Origin of the sequence: Lentzea sp. HUAS TT2, from assembly GCF_051853195.1 — a bacterium.
Lineage (GTDB): Bacteria > Actinomycetota > Actinomycetes > Mycobacteriales > Pseudonocardiaceae > Lentzea.
Genome location: NZ_CP196667.1, coordinates 6,032,192 through 6,048,367 on the forward strand (window position 1 = coordinate 6,032,192; position 16,176 = coordinate 6,048,367).

16 protein-coding genes and 1 pseudogene are annotated in these 16,176 nt (G+C 69.2%); 9 read left to right on the top strand and 8 right to left on the bottom strand.

The annotated features are described in order from the left end of the window. Positions 1–97 precede the first annotated feature (97 nt). From ACSHWB_RS29420 to ACSHWB_RS29430, 3 genes are read left to right on the top strand one after another with little or no spacing between them, the layout of a single operon-like run. On the top strand, positions 98–361 hold the full coding sequence (locus tag ACSHWB_RS29420; RefSeq protein WP_086667212.1) for a phosphoribosyl-ATP diphosphatase: 264 nt from the start codon (positions 98–100) through the stop codon (positions 359–361). A 14-nt stretch (positions 362–375) separates the two neighbouring features. Beyond that, a complete protein-coding gene (gene hisG / locus ACSHWB_RS29425; RefSeq protein ID WP_439656523.1) occupies positions 376–1,236 on the top strand; it encodes an ATP phosphoribosyltransferase in 861 nt (286 codons plus the stop codon). Further along, positions 1,233–1,544 carry an antibiotic biosynthesis monooxygenase family protein gene (locus ACSHWB_RS29430; protein ID WP_439656524.1) on the top strand — a complete coding sequence of 104 codons (312 nt, stop codon included), beginning with the start codon at positions 1,233–1,235 and terminating at the stop codon, positions 1,542–1,544. The genes hisG and ACSHWB_RS29430 overlap by 4 nt, the downstream gene beginning before the upstream one ends. Here ACSHWB_RS29430 and ACSHWB_RS29435 read toward each other — a convergent pair. The 4 genes from ACSHWB_RS29435 to ACSHWB_RS29450 form a co-directional block, all read right to left on the bottom strand. Continuing rightward, on the bottom strand, positions 1,478–2,119 hold the full coding sequence (locus ACSHWB_RS29435) for a phosphoribosyltransferase (RefSeq protein WP_439656525.1): 642 nt from the start codon (positions 2,117–2,119) through the stop codon (positions 1,478–1,480). The genes ACSHWB_RS29430 and ACSHWB_RS29435 overlap by 67 nt on opposite strands. Before the next feature lie 100 nt (positions 2,120–2,219). Continuing rightward, positions 2,220–3,566, bottom strand: coding sequence for a PaeR7I family type II restriction endonuclease (locus ACSHWB_RS29440; protein WP_439656526.1), 1,347 nt, complete (start codon positions 3,564–3,566; stop codon positions 2,220–2,222). Position 3,567: 1 nt separating this feature from the next. Then, positions 3,568–4,341: a thioesterase family protein gene (locus ACSHWB_RS29445; RefSeq protein WP_439664689.1), complete on the bottom strand. Its 774-nt coding sequence runs from the start codon at positions 4,339–4,341 to the stop codon at positions 3,568–3,570. Continuing rightward, a complete protein-coding gene (locus ACSHWB_RS29450) occupies positions 4,338–5,183 on the bottom strand; it encodes a RecB family exonuclease (protein ID WP_439656527.1) in 846 nt (281 codons plus the stop codon). The genes ACSHWB_RS29445 and ACSHWB_RS29450 overlap by 4 nt, the downstream gene beginning before the upstream one ends. Before the next feature lie 204 nt (positions 5,184–5,387). Between ACSHWB_RS29450 and ACSHWB_RS29455 the strand changes: the two genes are divergently transcribed. Together ACSHWB_RS29455 and ACSHWB_RS29460 are read left to right on the top strand one after the other, a co-directional pair. Continuing rightward, positions 5,388–6,506 carry a site-2 protease family protein gene (locus tag ACSHWB_RS29455; RefSeq protein WP_439656528.1) on the top strand — a complete coding sequence of 373 codons (1,119 nt, stop codon included), beginning with the start codon at positions 5,388–5,390 and terminating at the stop codon, positions 6,504–6,506. A gap of 12 nt (positions 6,507–6,518) precedes the next feature. After that, complete coding sequence (locus tag ACSHWB_RS29460; RefSeq protein WP_360033073.1) at positions 6,519–7,346, top strand: tRNA (adenine-N1)-methyltransferase; 828 nt, start codon at positions 6,519–6,521, stop codon at positions 7,344–7,346. A 53-nt stretch (positions 7,347–7,399) separates the two neighbouring features. Here ACSHWB_RS29460 and ACSHWB_RS29465 read toward each other — a convergent pair whose 3' ends face one another. Continuing rightward, a complete protein-coding gene (locus ACSHWB_RS29465; RefSeq protein WP_439656529.1) occupies positions 7,400–8,269 on the bottom strand; it encodes a hypothetical protein in 870 nt (289 codons plus the stop codon). A gap of 37 nt (positions 8,270–8,306) precedes the next feature. Beyond that, positions 8,307–9,143 carry an Rv0361 family membrane protein gene (locus ACSHWB_RS29470; protein WP_439656530.1) on the bottom strand — a complete coding sequence of 279 codons (837 nt, stop codon included), beginning with the start codon at positions 9,141–9,143 and terminating at the stop codon, positions 8,307–8,309. Positions 9,144–9,857: 714 nt separating this feature from the next. Between ACSHWB_RS29470 and arc the strand changes: the two genes are divergently transcribed. Further along, positions 9,858–11,657 carry a proteasome ATPase gene (arc, locus tag ACSHWB_RS29475; protein WP_093587965.1) on the top strand — a complete coding sequence of 600 codons (1,800 nt, stop codon included), beginning with the start codon at positions 9,858–9,860 and terminating at the stop codon, positions 11,655–11,657. Between the two features lie 56 nt (positions 11,658–11,713). Here the strand turns inward: arc and ACSHWB_RS29480 are convergent, their stop codons facing one another. Together ACSHWB_RS29480 and ACSHWB_RS29485 are read right to left on the bottom strand one after the other, a co-directional pair. Continuing rightward, positions 11,714–12,340 (bottom strand): response regulator, encoded by a 627-nt coding sequence (locus ACSHWB_RS29480; protein ID WP_439656531.1) that lies wholly within the window; start codon positions 12,338–12,340, stop codon positions 11,714–11,716. After that, positions 12,337–13,407 (bottom strand): histidine kinase, encoded by a 1,071-nt coding sequence (locus tag ACSHWB_RS29485; RefSeq protein WP_439656532.1) that lies wholly within the window; start codon positions 13,405–13,407, stop codon positions 12,337–12,339. Before ACSHWB_RS29485 ends, ACSHWB_RS29480 begins: the two co-directional genes overlap by 4 nt. Before the next feature lie 111 nt (positions 13,408–13,518). On the opposite strand from ACSHWB_RS29485, the pseudogene ACSHWB_RS29490 reads away from it, so the two are divergent. The 3 genes and pseudogenes from ACSHWB_RS29490 to ACSHWB_RS29500 form a co-directional block, all read left to right on the top strand. Beyond that, positions 13,519–14,166 (top strand): annotated as a pseudogene (locus ACSHWB_RS29490) (ABC transporter ATP-binding protein); the annotation flags it as partial. Between the two features lie 50 nt (positions 14,167–14,216). Then, positions 14,217–14,972 (top strand): ABC transporter permease, encoded by a 756-nt coding sequence (locus ACSHWB_RS29495; protein ID WP_439656533.1) that lies wholly within the window; start codon positions 14,217–14,219, stop codon positions 14,970–14,972. Between the two features lie 97 nt (positions 14,973–15,069). Further along, positions 15,070–16,125 carry a glycoside hydrolase family 5 protein gene (locus ACSHWB_RS29500; protein ID WP_439656534.1) on the top strand — a complete coding sequence of 352 codons (1,056 nt, stop codon included), beginning with the start codon at positions 15,070–15,072 and terminating at the stop codon, positions 16,123–16,125. Positions 16,126–16,176: the final 51 nt, after the last annotated feature.

Sequence of the window (16,176 nt, forward strand, 5' to 3'; positions counted from 1 at the left end):
CTACTGGGTGTCCATGCAGGACAGATCACGTCCAAGACCTGGGACAGATGCGACCGCGGTGTGGACGGGGGTCGCCGGGATGGGAGGATGTCATGCCGTGAAGACCTTCGATTCCCTGTTCGCTGAACTGACCGAACGAGCCGCCACCAAGCCGGCAGGTTCCGGCACCGTCGCCGCGCTCGAGGCCGGGGTCCATGCGCAGGGCAAGAAGGTCCTGGAGGAGGCGGGCGAGGTCTGGATCGCCGCCGAGTACGAGTCCGACGAGAAGCTCTCCGAAGAGATCTCGCAGCTGCTCTACCGCCTCCAGGTGCTCATGCTGGGCCGTGGGCTCACCCTCGAAGACGTCTACAAGTACCTCTGACGGAAGACTTCCACATGCTGCGCGTTGCAGTCCCGAACAAGGGCGCGCTCGCCGAACGCGCCTCCGCCATGCTCACCGAGGCCGGCTACCGGCAGCGGCACGAGCCGCGCGACCTGACCGTGCTCGACAACAACAACGACGTCGAGTTCTTCTTCCTGCGCCCCAAGGACATCGCGATCTACGTGGCGTCCGGTGACCTGGACCTCGGCATCACCGGCCGCGACCTGGCCGCCGACTCGGGCGCCGACGACAACGGCAACTCCGTCGAGGAGCTGCTGGCGCTGGGCTTCGGCTCGTCGACCTTCCGCTACGCGGGCCCTCGCGGCACCGACTGGAAGGTCTCCGACCTCGAGGGCAAGCGCCTCGCCACCGCGTACCCGAAGCTCGTGGGCCGCGACCTCAAGGCCCGCGGCATCACCGCCAAGGTGATCCGTCTCGACGGCGCCGTGGAGATCTCGATCCAGCTGGGCGTGGCCGACCTGATCGCCGACGTGGTGGGCTCCGGCCGCACCCTTCGGCAGCACGACCTGGTGCCGTTCGGCGACCCGATCTGCGAGTCCGAGGCGGTCCTGATCCACCGCAACGGCTCGGAGCTCTCCGCCGCCAAGAAGCAGCTGACGGCCCGCATCCAGGGCGTCGTGTTCGCGCAGCAGTACCTGATGCTCGACTACGACTGCCCGCGTTCGATCCTCGAGGACGCCATCGCCCTGACCCCGGGCCTGGAGTCACCGACCGTCGCGCCGCTGGCCAACCCCGACTGGGCGGCCGTGCGGGCGATGGTGTCGCGCAAGGAGGCGAACAAGGTGATGGACGAGCTGGCCGCCATCGGTGCCAAGGCCGTGCTGGCCTCGGACATCAGGTTCTGCAGGCTGTGATCACCGAGCACGCCCTGCTGGACGTGCTGCCAGGATCCGCCGAGGAGTTCGAGTGGGCGTTCGGCGAGGCGCGGGAGCTGATCTCCGCCTCGCCGGGCTTCCGCGGCCTCGAACTGCTGCGGTGCCTCGACACCCCGTCGCGCTACCTGCTGCTCGTGCGCTGGGACTCGGTCGAGGCGCACACCGTCGGCTTCCGGCAGGGACCCACCTACGCGCAGTGGTCAGCTCTGCTGCACCGCTTCTACTCGCCGTTCCCGGTGGTGTCGCACTTCGAGAGCGCGCTGAGCACCTCGTCGTCCGTGGTCTGATCGAAGCTCTCGTACCAGCGGCTGACCGCGCCGAAGCGCTTCGGCGTGAGGATCGCGATCACCGGCGCCGTGAAGGTCCTGAGCGACTCCCTGGCGGCCACCGGCACGGCTAGAGTGACGCTCTTCGGCTCGCGCTGGGTGATCCAGTGGAGCGCCGCTCTGGCGGTGACCCCGGTGGCCAGGCCGTCGTCCACCAGGATCACATCGCGGTCCTTGATGGTGAGCGCCTTGTCGCCGCGATAGAGGGCGGTGCGCCTTCTGGCTTCTTCTCGTTCCTCGTCGCAGGTGTGGCCCAGCTGTTCCTCAGTGAGGTTCAGGGCTCGGAGCACTCCCGGGTCGTAGATGGGCTCGCTGTCCGCGGTGACGGCGCCGACGCCGTACTCGGGATGGCCCGGGGCACCGATCTTGCGCGCGACGACCACGTCTAGTTCGGCGTTGAGGTGCTGGGCGATCTCCTTGGCCACCGGGACGCCGCCTCTCGGCAGGCCCAGGATCAGCGGGTCGTGCCACGGGAGGTCGGCGAGTCGCGCGGCGAGGGCGCGGCCCGCTTCCTGACGGTTCGCGAACCTCTTCACAGTCTCACCGACGCTACGCCCTCATCCGCTCGGTCGAACAGGCCGACGACGTCGGTGGTCGTCGAGATGACTCCTGTGGCGGCCTGTGGTGTGGCGGCGCTCAGTCCTCGGTGAAGCGGAGCGCTCGCTCGGCGCTGTCGATGAGGTCGGCGTAGGTCAGGATCTGGACGCGGCTCAGGTGGGCGTTGTAGGAGCGGATCGTCCGCTCGACCATGCCGGCGGTCACGCCGTCGATGCGGACGTGGGCGGGATCGCCGATCACGACCGTCGCCTTCGCCCGGAGGTAGTCGACGCCCGCACCGGGCTCGTCGCGCTGCACCGCCTCCATCGCCGCGCCGGTCAGGTCGAGCGTCCTGATGTGGTTCATGCACCGGCTGACCGCCTCGTGCACTGCCATCGACAGGATCAGCTGGTCGCCGTGCAGCGTGACGAGCTCGGCTCCCGGTCTGCTCAGTTCGACGACGTGGACGCTGCGGTCGGAGCAGACCAGCCGGATCTCCTGCCGCTCGACGGGCAGGAAGCCCTGGTACTGGCCGCCGAACAGCCAGTAGTGCCGTCCGATCATCTCCTTGACCGCGGCTTCGGACGCGTCCGGGTCGGCCACGATCTTCCGCAGGCGATCCAGCAGGGCGCGCCGGCGTTTGAGACCGATCTCGTCGGTCACCTCCTCCACAGCGGCGTGACCCGAATCAATGTCGTGCAGCGCGAGCAGCACACCGCTGAGGTTGTTGTGCGTGGAGAGCCGCAGCGCGACGCTCGCGGACACCGGGTCGTGGTGCTCCCGCAGTCTCCGGAACGCGGTGACGTGGTCCGCGACGGACTGCGCCAGCCCTTCGAACCCCATCGTCGGGTCCGGCTCCGCGACCGCGATCTCGGATTCACCGGTGAAGGTCATGTAGCTGATGGCGTCGTACATCTGGTCGTCCCGCAGACGACGGAAGAAGTCGCGATAGCGGTCGACGTACGTCGCGCCCTGAGCGGACCGAAGAGGCGCGGTCGCCCCCGGCGTCTTCTCAAGGGTGAACACAAAACCCAGAAAGGGCCGGAACGCGCTCTGTTCCGAGGAGTTGTGCGCCCGGCCGAAGTCAACGGCCAGGGCAACGGCCTCCGACATCCGGTTACCGATGTTGTTGCCGATGCTCGGACCGAACTGCCACTTGAACTCGATGGCGGCGACCAGCTGGTCCCCCTCCATCACCACCAGATCCCATTGCCGCGGGCGGTCGTTGTAGGCACCGGCGAGGGCGACGAAACCGGACTTGCGGATCGCGCCTTCCGGTACTCCCTTGGCGATCAGCTCGGTTCGCAAGGCTTCGATCAGGGCGTCGTCCATCGATCTCGCCCGTGAGCCGAGAAGCACCCCGCGGCTGCCGGCCTCGGTGCTGGGTCGCGCCATCGCGGTGAGGGCCTGGGCGGCGGGATGGGTGTCGTGCACAGGGTTCTCCACGTCAGCGCTCGCGCACGAACAACGCCTGCGCCGTCGTCCCCACCGGCCCCTCCACGTCGTGCACCACGCTGGTGGCGAGCCCGACCCCGTCCGGCCCGATGGTCGTCCGCGCGTCCATCCCCACCCACTCGCCGACAGGGCGCCGGTGCAGGTGCACGGTCAGGTCGGTGTTGATGGCGTACCACTTGCGAATGTCCACACGGGACGAGACGCCGCTGGCCGAGTCGACGACGGCGAACAGCCGCTCCTCCGGTGACGGCTCGGAACCCTCGACCACGGCCACGCGCGGCCGGGCCCACACCTGGGCATCGCCCGGCGTGAAGATGCCGCCCGACACGGAAAGCCACTCGACGGCGGCCAGGTAGCCGCCGCCCCAGAAGTCCGGGATCTCCATCGGCACGGCGGACTCCGGCGCTGCCAGTGCGGGGACCTCGCCGCCTGCCACGGAGGTCGTGTCCGAACTGACGATGCGCCACGCACGAGCCGTGAGCACCGGACGGCCCTCGTGGGAAAGGGAAGCCGCCAGCAGTTCCACGGAACGGCCAGGGCGTTCGACCGAAGTGGACACTCGCAGGTCGGCCACCGGTACCGGGCCCAGCACCTCGAACGTGACGCGGGCCAGGGCCGACGACGGGTTGCCCAGTGCCAGCAGGGAACGCACCAGCAGCGCGGAGGGCGGGCCGAGGTGCTGGCTGTCCGGGCCCCACGGGCCGACGGTGTGCGACGTGGAGCGGTACGTGTCGTCGCCCAGCGGCTGGTAGAAGGCCTGCATCAGTCCCGGTCCTGGAGGGGCTCGGTGTCGTCGGGCTCAGGCCAGCCGGGGTAGGGCGGCGGGGTGCCGTCGAACGCCGGGCAGAAGGCCTTGTGGTCGCAGTAGTCGCACAGGCGGCTCGGGTTGGGGCGGAAGTCGCCGGTCGGGGCCGCGCGCATGATGGCCTGCCAGATCGCGTCCAGCGTCCGTTCGAAGCGGGCCAGTTCCGACTCGTCCGGCGTGTAGGCGAGGGCCTGGCCGTCGGCGAGGTACATCAGGCGCAGCTGGCGGGGGACCACACCGCGCAGCTTCCACAGGACCAGGGCGTAGAACTTCATCTGGAACAACGCCTTCGCCTCGCCCACCTCGCGGGGCGCGGCGCCGGTCTTGTAGTCCACGACGCGGATCTCACCCGTCGGGGCGACGTCCACGCGGTCGATGTAGCCGCGCAGCAGCACGCCGGAGGGCAGTTCGGACTCCACGAGGAGCTCGCGCGACTCCGGTTCCAGGCGCCGGGGGTCCTCCAGGCCGAAGTAGCCGTCGAGCAGCTTCGTGGCGGACGCCAGCCACTCCGCCTCCTCCTCGCTGCCCTCGACCTCGAACAACGACGAGAACTCCGGGCGCTCTGCCTTCACCCGTTCCCAGGCCGGCGTGATCATCGAACGCGCGCGGTCCGGCACCCGGTCGGCGGCGGGCAGCCCGAACAGGTCCTCCAGCACCGCGTGCACCACCGTGCCGCGCACCTGCGCCTTCGTCGGCCTCTCCGGCAGGCGGTCGACCGCGCGGAACCGGTAGAGCAGCGGGCACTGCTTGAAGTCCCCTGCCCGGGAAGGCGAGAGCGCGGGCCTGCGCAACGTGGTGCTCATGGTTCGCACCCTAGGACAGGGGTCTGACATTCTTGTTCGCGCCACCTGAGAACCGCTTGCCCGAAGCCGACGAGAGCCGTGTTCGACGAGGCTCGCACGCAGGAAGGCCGCTCTCGTCGATCCCGGGCCTGATCGCGCCACCGGAGAAGGGACCTGCGGCGGCACCAGACCGCGGGATCACACCCACCGCTCTACAGTGCACCCGTGGCCGCGCGGATCAGTGATCGAGTAGGCGGCCTGCTGCTGTTCCGGGTGGCGGGCATCCCGGTCCTGCTCGCGCCGTCGTGGTGGATCGGCTCGGCGATCGTGGTCGCGTTCTACGCGCCGTTCGTCGACGACCTGGCCCCCGGCACGCCACCGGGCGTCGGGCTGCTGATGGCGGCACTGCTCGCGATCTTCCTGGGTCTGTCGGTGCTCGCGCACGAGCTCGGCCACTGCGTCGCGGCGCTGCGGCTCGGCCTGCCGGTCAGAAGACTGCACCTGTTCCTGCTCGGCGGGTCGACCGAGATCATGCGCACGCCCGGCAAACCCAGCCACGAGGGTCTGGTCGCGGGCGCCGGGCCCGTCGTGTCCGTCGCGCTGGCGGCCGTCTTCGGCATCGGCGCGACGGTGATGAACCAGGACGGCGTCGTGTGGGTGCTGGTCTTCCAGCTCGCCATCGCGAACGCCGCCGTCGCGGTCTTCAACCTCCTGCCCGGACTGCCGCTGGACGGCGGTCGCATCGTCAGGGCCGGTGTGTGGGCCGTGACCGGGCAACGGGCGATGGGCACGCGTGTCGCCGTGGTCGGCGGTATCGCCGTGGCCATCGCATTGGTGGCGTGGGCGCTGTACGGCGTCGCGGAAGGCGCGGAAGACCGGTGGCTGCGCTTCGGCGTGTGCGTGCTGACGGCGTGGGGCGTCGTCGCCGGTGCGAGGGGCGAGCTGGCGAGCGAACGCCGCCGCACGTGGCCCGCCGGTGTCACCCTCAGCGACCTCATCCGTCCGGTGCTCCAGCTCCCGGCGGAAAGTCCCGTCGCGGACGCGCTGAGCACCTCGGCCGGGCGGGGCGTGGTGCTGGTGCGCGCGGACGGTGTCGCGGCCGGGCTGCTCGACACCGTGGCCGCGGAGAAGCTCGCCGCGTCGAGTCCGTTCGCGCCCGCGGAGCAGGCGGCCGAGCCGATCTTGCCCGAGACGGTGCTGCTCGCCGACGAGCCCGGCGAGGAGATCGTCGAACGCGTCCAGGGCACCGCCGCGTGGCAGTTCCTGGTCGTCGATCTGGAGGGCCGCCCGGCGGGTGTGCTGCGCAGGGAGGACCTGCGTGCGGCCATTGAGAAGGGCGTTTGACACCATTGCGCGGTGATTAGCGCAAGTGGACCGTTCCAGCCGGGTGACCGGGTTCAGCTGACCGACCCCAAGGGCCGGCACTACACGGTCGTCCTCGAGCCCGGCAAGGAGTACCACACCCACCGCGGCGCCATCCCGCACGACAAGCTGATCGGGCAGCCCGAGGGCTCGGTCGTGGCGTCGGTGGGCGGCACGAACTTCCTGGCGCTGCGCCCGCTGCTGCCGGACTACGTGCTGTCGATGCCGCGTGGCGCGCAGGTGATCTACCCGAAGGACGCCGCGCAGATCTGCATGTACGGCGACATCTTCCCGGGCGCGCGCGTTCTGGAGGCAGGCGCGGGCTCCGGCGCGTTGTCGTGCTCGCTGCTGCGCGCGGTGGGGGAGAAGGGCAGCGTCCAGTCCTACGAGGTGCGCGAGGACCACGCGGTCCACGCCATCCGCAACGTGGAGACGTTCTTCGGCGAGCGCCCCGGCAACTGGTCGATCACCGTCGACGACGTGAAGAACCACGAGGGCGAGGTCGACCGGGTCATCCTCGACATGCTCTCGCCGTGGGAGGTGCTGCCGTCGATCGCGAAGAACCTGATCCCCGGCGGCGTCCTGGTCGTCTACGTCGCGACCACCACGCAGCTCTCCGTGGTCACCGAGGCGTTGCGGGAGATGACGTGCTTCACCGAGCCCCACGCGTGGGAGACGCTCGTGCGCCCGTGGCACGTCGTCGGTCTCGCCGTGCGGCCGGAGCACCGCATGATCGGGCACACCGCGTTCCTGCTGACCACGCGCAAGCTCGCGGACGGCGTCACGGCGCCGAGGCCGCAGCGCCGCCCCAGCAAGGGCTGATCCCCACGTGAAAGGGCCCGCACTCCGTGGAGTGCGGGCCCTTTCACGTCAGCTCAGTTGCCTTCGAGCTTGTCGATCCCGCACACCGTCCACTTGCCGCTCTCCTTGAACAGCTTGTAGATGATGGCGCCCGACGCGGTCTTGCCGGGGTTGCCCGGATCGGCGAGCCCGGTGAGGCTCTGCCGGAACGTGCCCGTGCTGCCCGACGTCTTGACCTCCGACACGGTGGCCTTGACGGTCGGGTTCGGCGTGGTGCTCTGGGTCTTGAGCTTGGGGAACTCCGCCGTGCAGACCAGGTCCTTGACGTCGTCCGGGTTGCTGCTGCCCGCCCGGACGCCCTTCAGGATGCGATCGGTGAACTCCTGGGCCACCTCTTTGGCCTCGCTGTCACCGCCGCTCGACGAGCTCTTCGACGACGGCGCGGTCGGCTTCGTGCTGCCGTCCGCCGGCGCCGAGCCGGTGTTCGACGACGCCGTGTTCGTGTTGCTCGGCGAGTCGTCGCCGGAGAGCAGGACCGCGGCCGTGACACCGCCGCCGACCAGCACCAGGACGCCGATGACGACGCCGATGATCAGGCCGGTGTTGCTCTTCTTGGGCGGAGGACCGCCGAAGCCGCCTGGCTGGCCGAACGGCTGCTGACCGAACGGCTGCTGACCGAACGGCTGCTGCCCGTACGGGCCCGGCTGCTGCCCGTACTGGCCCTGCTGCTGGAAGCCGCCGCTGGGCGGTCCCTGCTGGCCGAACGGGTCCTGCTGCGGCTGGCCGTACTGCCCTGGCTGCTGCCCGTACCCCGGAGGCGGCTGCTGGCCGTAACCGGGCTGCTGGGGCTGGCCGTACTGACCCGGCTGCGGCTGCTGGCCATAGCCGGGTTGCTGCGGCGGCTGCTGCCCGTAGGGCCCTGGCTGCTGCGGCGGGTAGGTCATGGAACTTCCCCCGATGGTGATGAACGGATCCGGCGACTCACCTGGTGGTCGGGATCTTGATGTCCTTGGTGAGCGTGCAGAACTTCCAGTCGCCGGAGATCTTCTTGAACTTGACCTCGGTGTCGACGGAGGAGCTCTGGCCGCCGACCGTCATGGCGATGGTGACCTTGACGGTCGCGTTGTCACCGGACACGGTCGCGTCCTTGACCGTCACCTTGGGCTTCAGCGTCTTGGCCAGCTCCTCGGCCTGCTTGCGCTGCTCCGGCGTGAGGTTCTCGAGCTGCTTCTCCGCCGCCTTGGCCTCGTCGAGGACCTCCTGGCAGGCCATCGACTTGCCCTTGGCCGTGTCCCCGGCGACACCGGCCGCGTAGTACTCCTGCGCGACCTTCTTGACCTCGGCCGCCTCGTCGGAGGAGCTGCCGGGGTCCGTGCCGCTGTTCGAGCTGGACGACGAGGAGCTGGAGCTGTTGCCGGTGAGCATGACCGCCGCCGTGATGCCACCGCCGACGAGCACCAGGACGCCGACGATGACGCCGATGATCAGGCCGGTGTTGCTCTTCTTGGGCGGCGGCGGACCACCGAACCCGCCGGGCTGGCCGTACGGCTGCTGGCCGTAGGGCTGACCGGGCTGCTGGCCGTAGGGGCCCTGCTGCTGGAAGCCGCCGCTGGGCGGTCCCTGCTGGCCGAACGGGTCCTGCTGGGGCTGGCCGTACTGGCCGGGCTGCTGGCCGTAGCCGGGGGGCGGCTGCTGGCCGTAACCGGGCTGCTGGGGCTGCTGGCCGTAACCCGGCTGCTGCGGCGGCTGCTGCCCGTACGGCCCACCGGGCGGCGGCTGCTGCCCGTAAGGCCCGGGCTGCTGCGGCGGGTAGGTCATCGAAACTCCCTCGATGCGGATGAGGTGATCTTTCGCTGGACATTGTCGTACTTCGCCGGGTAACTCGCGGGCGAATGGGGGCTATCGACACGCACGAGTGGTTATGCACACGCCCTGTACCCGCGATCTGGCCGCGCAAAGGTCGTGTCTGATAACGATTGTGGCAACTCCACCGGGATTCGAGTGCGATGCACTGCGCTGTCGGGGTGGTGCGCCGGTCGCGTCGGTGGAACCACCCGGTTGGCCGCACGCCCACCGGTCGCACCGGAGCCCCGCGCGGGCGGGCGCTCCGACGGGCACGAACGAGGTGGGTTGCGGTGCGTGACCACCGAACGGATCAACCACTGGTCCACCTGGTGGGACGACGGCGGATTGCCGCCCGTCGCCGGGGCGCGGCCCATACCAGGTGTGCTCGCGGTCGTCCGAGGGTGGTCGCGGACCGTAGGGGCCGGGTGCCCGCACAGGTGCTCCCATGACCCTCTCCTCGGACTTCTCGCAGGTCGTCTGGCGTGTCGTGGCGCGAAACGCCGATGGTGGTTTCTGAGACGCACGGTAGCGGTCTGACGGCCGGACCGGACACCGAGATGGAGCAGTTGACCTCAGTTGGAGGGTTCACCGTTGCACCACACGAGCGAAGATGATGTTGTGAGTACCCCATTTTGTCGGTGATCGCCGGTACCGTAATCGGTACGAACACGGGAGGAGGGTGCCGACATGCAGCACGGTCATCCCGGCAGCCAACCCGATGAGGGTGGCGAGCTGAACCAGGGCAACAATTCTGCTGAGCTGACTGCGCAGATCAGGTTCCTCGAGGACGAGATCGCGTCGTTGCGTCGCAAGCTGACCGAGTCGCCGCGGCACACGCGGTTGCTCGAGCAGCGCTTGGCTGAGGCGACAGAGCGCGTCAGCCAGCTGACCGAGCGAAACACGAAGCTCATAGACACCCTCCGCGAAGCACGAAGCCAGCTGCTCGCGCTGCGTGAGGAAGTCGACCGGCTGGCGCAACCGCCCAGCGGGTACGGCGTCTTCATGGCGCGTTTCGACGACGGGACCGTGGACGTCTTCACCTCTGGCCGCAGGATGCGCGTAGCCGTGTCCCCCGCGGTCGAGCCGGAGAAGATCGCCTACGGCCAGTCCGTGCGTCTCAACGAGGCGCTGACGGTCGTCGAGGCCGGCGGGTTCGAGCGTTCAGGCGAGGTCTGCTCTCTGCGGGAGGTGCTGACCGACGACGACGGTCTGGACACCATCTCCCGCGCGCTGGTCGTCGGCCACGCGGACGAGGAGAGGGTGGTCTGGCTCGCCCAGCCACTGCTCGACTCGCCGCTGAAGCCCGGCGACTCGCTGCTGGTCGACTCGAAGGCGGGTTTCGCCTACGAACGGGTCCCCAAGGCCGAGGTCGAGGACCTCGTGCTCGAGGAGGTCCCGGACATCGACTACAGCGACATCGGTGGCCTCTCCAGGCAGATCGAGCAGATCCGCGACGCCGTGGAACTGCCCTTCCTGCACGCCGACCTGTTCCGCGAGTACGAGCTGCGCCCGCCCAAGGGCGTGCTGCTCTACGGCCCTCCCGGTTGCGGCAAGACGCTCATCGCCAAGGCGGTGGCGAACTCCCTGGCCAAGAAGGTGCGGGAGATCCGCGGCGAGACCGACAAGCAGGCCAAGTCCTACTTCCTCAACATCAAGGGCCCCGAGCTCCTCAACAAGTTCGTCGGTGAGACCGAGCGGCACATCCGCCTGATCTTCCAGCGGGCTCGCGAGAAGGCGTCCGACGGCACCCCCGTGATCGTGTTCTTCGACGAGATGGACTCGATCTTCCGCACCCGTGGTTCGGGTGTGTCGTCCGACGTCGAGACGACGATCGTGCCCCAGCTCCTCGCCGAGATCGACGGCGTCGAGGGCCTGGAGAACGTCATCGTCATCGGCGCCTCCAACCGCGAGGACATGATCGACCCGGCGATCCTCCGCCCCGGCCGACTCGACGTGAAGATCAAGATCGAGCGACCGGACGCCGAGGGCGCGAAGGACATCTTCAACAAGTACCTGACGCCCAACCTCCCGCTGCACGCCGACGACCTCGCCGAGTTCGGCGGGGACCCGAAGGCCTGCATCGAGGGCATGGTGCAGCACACCGTGGAGCGCATGTACGAGGAGTCCGAGGACAACCGGTTCCTGGAGGTCACCTACGCCAACGGTGACAAGGAGGTCCTGTACTTCCGGGACTTCAACTCCGGCGCCATGATCCAGAACATCGTCGACAGGGCCAAGAAGGCGGCGATCAAGTCGCTGCTGGACACCAAGCAGCCCGGACTCTCCGTCCGGCACCTGCAGGCCGCCATCCTCGACGAGTTCGCCGAGAACGAGGACCTGCCGAACACGACGAACCCGGACGACTGGGCTCGCATCTCGGGCAAGAAGGGCGAGCGGATCGTCTACATCCGCACGCTCGTCACCGGGAAGAACCAGGACGCCGGCCGCGCGATCGACACGGCCACGAACACCGGCACGTACCTGTAAGTCGGATCGACGAGAACCGCCCCGGTCGCTGCACACGGCCGGGGCGGTTCCGCGTCTCAGACCAGGCCGGACTCGTAGGCCGCGATCACCAGCTGGGCGCGGTCGCGGGCGTGCAGCTTCGCCAGCAGGTTCCCGATGTGCGTCTTCACCGTGCCGGGACTGACGTGCAGCTCGGCCATGATCTCCGCGTTGGACCGGCCGCGGGCGATCAGCAGCAGCACTTCCTTCTCCCGCTCGGTCACCCGGTCCAGCCCTCGCACCACGGGCGAGGCCGGCTGCCGGACGAACTCGGAGATCAGCCGCCGCGTGACCGTCGGCGACAGCAGCGACTCGCCGGACGCCACGACCCTGATGGCGGCCAGCAGCTCGGCGGGCGGTGTGTCCTTGAGCAGGAAACCCGAGGCCCCTGCCCGCAACGCCCCGAAGACGTACTCGTCCAGGTCGAACGTGGTCAGCACCAGCACGCGCGGGCCGTCCAGCAGGCGGGTGGCCTCGATGCCGTCCATCTCGGGCATGCGGATGTCCATCAGCACGACGTCGGGTGCCAGCGAGGCGGCCAGCGCGACGGCCTCGGCGCCGGTGCCCGCCTCGCCCACGACGGTGAGGTCCGGCTCGTTGTCGACCAGCAGGCGGAAGCTGGCGCGCAGCAACGCCTGGTCGTCGGCGATCAGCACGCGGGTCATCGCTGCGGCAGTTCCGCGACGACCCGGAAACCGCCGGACTCACCGGGGCCCGCGCTGAACGTGCCGCCGTACACGGCCACGCGTTCGCGCATGCCGATCAACCCGTGTCCCACTCCCAGCTCCCTCACCCCAGGTCCGTCGTCCGCCACGTCGACGCGGACGGCTTCCGGTGTCACCTCTACCAGCACGGTGCACGACGCGGGTGCCGCGTGCTTCACGACGTTCGTCAGCGCCTCCTGCACGATCCGGTAAGCCGACAGCCCGATTCCTTCCGGCACCGCGGTGTCGCCCCGCACGTCCAGCGTGACGCGGACGCCTGCCAGCGACGCGCGGTCGGCGAGATCCGCCAGGCCGCCGAGGCCGGGGGAGGGCGCGAGGTCGGCGTCGGCGCGCAGCACGCCCAGGAGGCCGCGCATCTCCGTCAACGCCGCACGGCTCGTCTCGGAGATGACCTGCAACGCCTCGTAGGCGTGTTCGGGTGAGCGCACGTGTGCGGCGTTGCCGGCCTGCACGGCGATGAGGGACAGGTTGTGTGCCACCACGTCGTGCAGTTCGCGGGCGATGCGCAGGCGTTCGTCGGCCACCGCCTGCTCGGTGCGCCCGGTGGTCTCGCGTTCCAGGAACGAACGCCGCAACCGCGTCGTGTAGCCGATCACCCACACCGCGCCGAGCACGGCGATGCCGACCAGCACGGTCTCGGGTTCCCCGCCGGAGACACCGGAGGTGGCGACGACGGTGACCACGAGGCCCGCCAGGGACCACGCACGCGGGCGCTCGACCGCCACGGTGTAGAGCGTGAAGCCGACCGCGCCGACCGGGGCCCCGAGTGCCACCACCGGCAGCACCTGGCCGATCACGATCACCACGGTCGCGAGCGTCGTGACGACCAGCGCGGTCACCGGCCACCACCGGCGCACCGCGACGGGGACGGCGGTCAGCCCGGCCATCGGGACCGCGATCCACGGCGACACGTGGACTTGAGGTTCGAGCATCGCGTAGGTGACGAGGATCCAGATCACGAGCGCCGCGGTGGCGTCGACCAGGTAGAGGTGCAGTTTCGCGATCACGGCGTCGACGGTAACGAGCCGCCTGCCGCCGCGCCTCGGACCACGGTCCGATTCCCGGGATCGGAGCACGGGCCGATCCGCCGGAAGCCTCGTCGGGCCAACCTCTTGCGCATGATCGAGGTGCGGAACCTGACGAAGAGATACGGCGACACGACGGCGGTCCAGGACCTGTCGTTCACCGTCCACCCCGGACTGGTGACGGGCTTCCTCGGCCCGAACGGCGCCGGCAAGTCCACGACCATGCGGATGATCCTCGGCCTGGACCGGCCCACGGGCGGCGAGACGCTGATCGGGGGCAGGCGCTACCGGGACCTGGACCGGCCGTTGCTGTACGTCGGCGCGTTGCTCGACCCCGCGGCCGTGCACCACGGCCGCAAGGCGCTCGACCACCTGCTCTGGATCGCCGCGAGCAACGGGATCGGGCGGAAGCGCGCGGTCGAACTGCTGGAACAGGTCGGCCTGGGAGGCGTGCGGCACAAGCGGATCAGGGCGCTGTCGCTCGGCATGAAGCAACGGCTCGGCGTCGCGGCGGCGTTGCTGGGCGACCCCGGTGTGCTGATGTTCGACGAACCGGTCAACGGCCTCGACCCCGAGGGCGTGCGGTGGATCCGCGACCTGATGCGCGGGCTCGCGCAGGAGGGCCGCACGGTGTTCGTCTCCAGCCACCTGATGAGCGAGATGGCGCTGACCGCCGCCCACGTCGTGATCGTCGCAAGAGGACAGCTGGTCAAGGAGACGCCGATGGAGGCGTTGACCCGCAACGGTTCGCTGGAGGACGCCTACCTCGAACTCACCTCAGGGAGGGGACTGTGAAGAACGCGCTCGCCGCGGAGTGGCTCAAGCTCCGCACCGTCCGGTCGTCGTACGGGCTGGTCATCGCCGTCGGCCTGATGGTGGTCGCGGGCGCGCTGCTGTCGTGGCTGATCGTCCAGGACTATGACAAGTCGCCCGCCGCGGAACAGGCGAAGTTCGCCTCCGCCGACAGCAGCGTGGTGATCACCCCGGTCGTCCAGTTCCTCGTCGCCGCGCTCGGCGCGCTGGTCGCGACCTCCGACCCGCGGCTGACCGCGCTGACCGCCGTTCCGGACCGGAAACGCTTGCTGGCGGCCAAGACCGTGCTCGTCGCCACTACGGCCGTGGTGGTCGGCGCCGTCGCGCTCGCGCTGAGCATCGGAACCAGCTGGCTGTTCATGGGGGACCGGCCGCCGCCGATCGCGCCGTGGGACGGCGTCGGCGACGTGCTGCCGTGTGCGGGCGCGGCGGTGTTGTCGATCCTGGTGACCGGTCTGACCGGTCTCGGGATCGGTCTCGCGGTGAGGTCGACGGCGGTCACGATCGTGGTGGTGGGCGTGCTGCTGTGGGGTCTGCCCGCCATCACGCCGATGCTGCCGGAGCCCTGGAACATGGACGCGTCCTCGGTGATGGTGCCCTACCTGGTGTGGGAGGTCGCCGGGGTCGTCAACGACGCGCCGCTGGGTCCGTTGGCGGCCGTTGCGGTTTTGGGCATTTACGTACTGGTGACTCTGGGTACCGGAACTGTGACTCTCCTGCGACGAGACGCTTGACTCGCTCTTGGGGCGGCCTTAAGGTCATCTATACCTTTAATCGGTAAGGAAACTTACCTAACTAATCCGCCGCCGACAGTCCGAGAGGAGACGCTGTATGTCCTGGCAGAAGTCTGTGGTGGCGCTCGCCGCGGCACTCGTGCTCCCGTTGACCGGTGTGATGGCGGGCAGTTCCGTCGCCGACGCGCCGAAGGGCACCTTCGCCGCCGCCGCGCTGCCGCCGGGTTCGCCCGCGGCGGTCAACGGTCAGCTCAAGGTGTGCGGCGTCAAGCTGTGCAACCAGAACGGCAAGCAGATCCAGTTGCGCGGCATGAGCACGCACGGCATCCAGTGGTACTCCCAGTGCGTCAAGACCGCGTCCCTGGACGCGCTCGCGAACGACTGGAAGGCGGACGTCCTCCGCATCTCGATGTACATCCAGGAGGGTGGCTACGAGAGCAACCCCCGCAAGTTCACCGACATGGTGCACGGCTACATCGAGGAAGCCACGAAGCGCGGCCTGTACGCGCTGGTCGACTGGCACCAGCTCTCGCCGGGCGACCCGAACCACAACACCGCGCGCGCCAAGACCTTCTTCAAGGAGATCGCGCAGCGGCACAAGGACAAGACGAACATCATCTACGACATCGCCAACGAGCCGAACGGCGTGACGTGGGCACGGGTCAAGACCTACGCGGAGGCCGTCATCCCGACGATCCGCGCGGAGGACCCGGACAGCCTCGTGCTGGTCGGCACGCACGGCTGGTCGACGTTCGGCCTGTCCGACGGCCGCAACATCAACGAGGTCAGCCAGAACAAGGTCAACGCCTCGAACCTGATGTACACGTTCCACTTCTACGCCAAGGACCACCGCGACTCGTACCTCAACGCGTTGCGCACGGTCTCGAGCCAGGTGCCGGTCTTCGTCACCGAGTTCGGGTCGCAGGAGGCCTCCGGTGACGGTGCCAACGACTTCACCATGGCGAACAAGTTCATCACGTTCATGAAGGAGGCGAAGATCTCCTGGACCAACTGGAACTTCTCCGACGACCACCGGACCGGTGCGGTGTTCAAGACCGGCACGTGCTCCGGCAGCAGCTTCTCGGGTGAGGGTCCGCTGAAGGACGCCGGCAAGTGGGTGCGCAACCACATCCGCACCGCCGACGACTTCTGATCTTCCTGTTCGGCCGACCCCGGCGGGTCACGTGAGCGGCGGTCCTTCGGG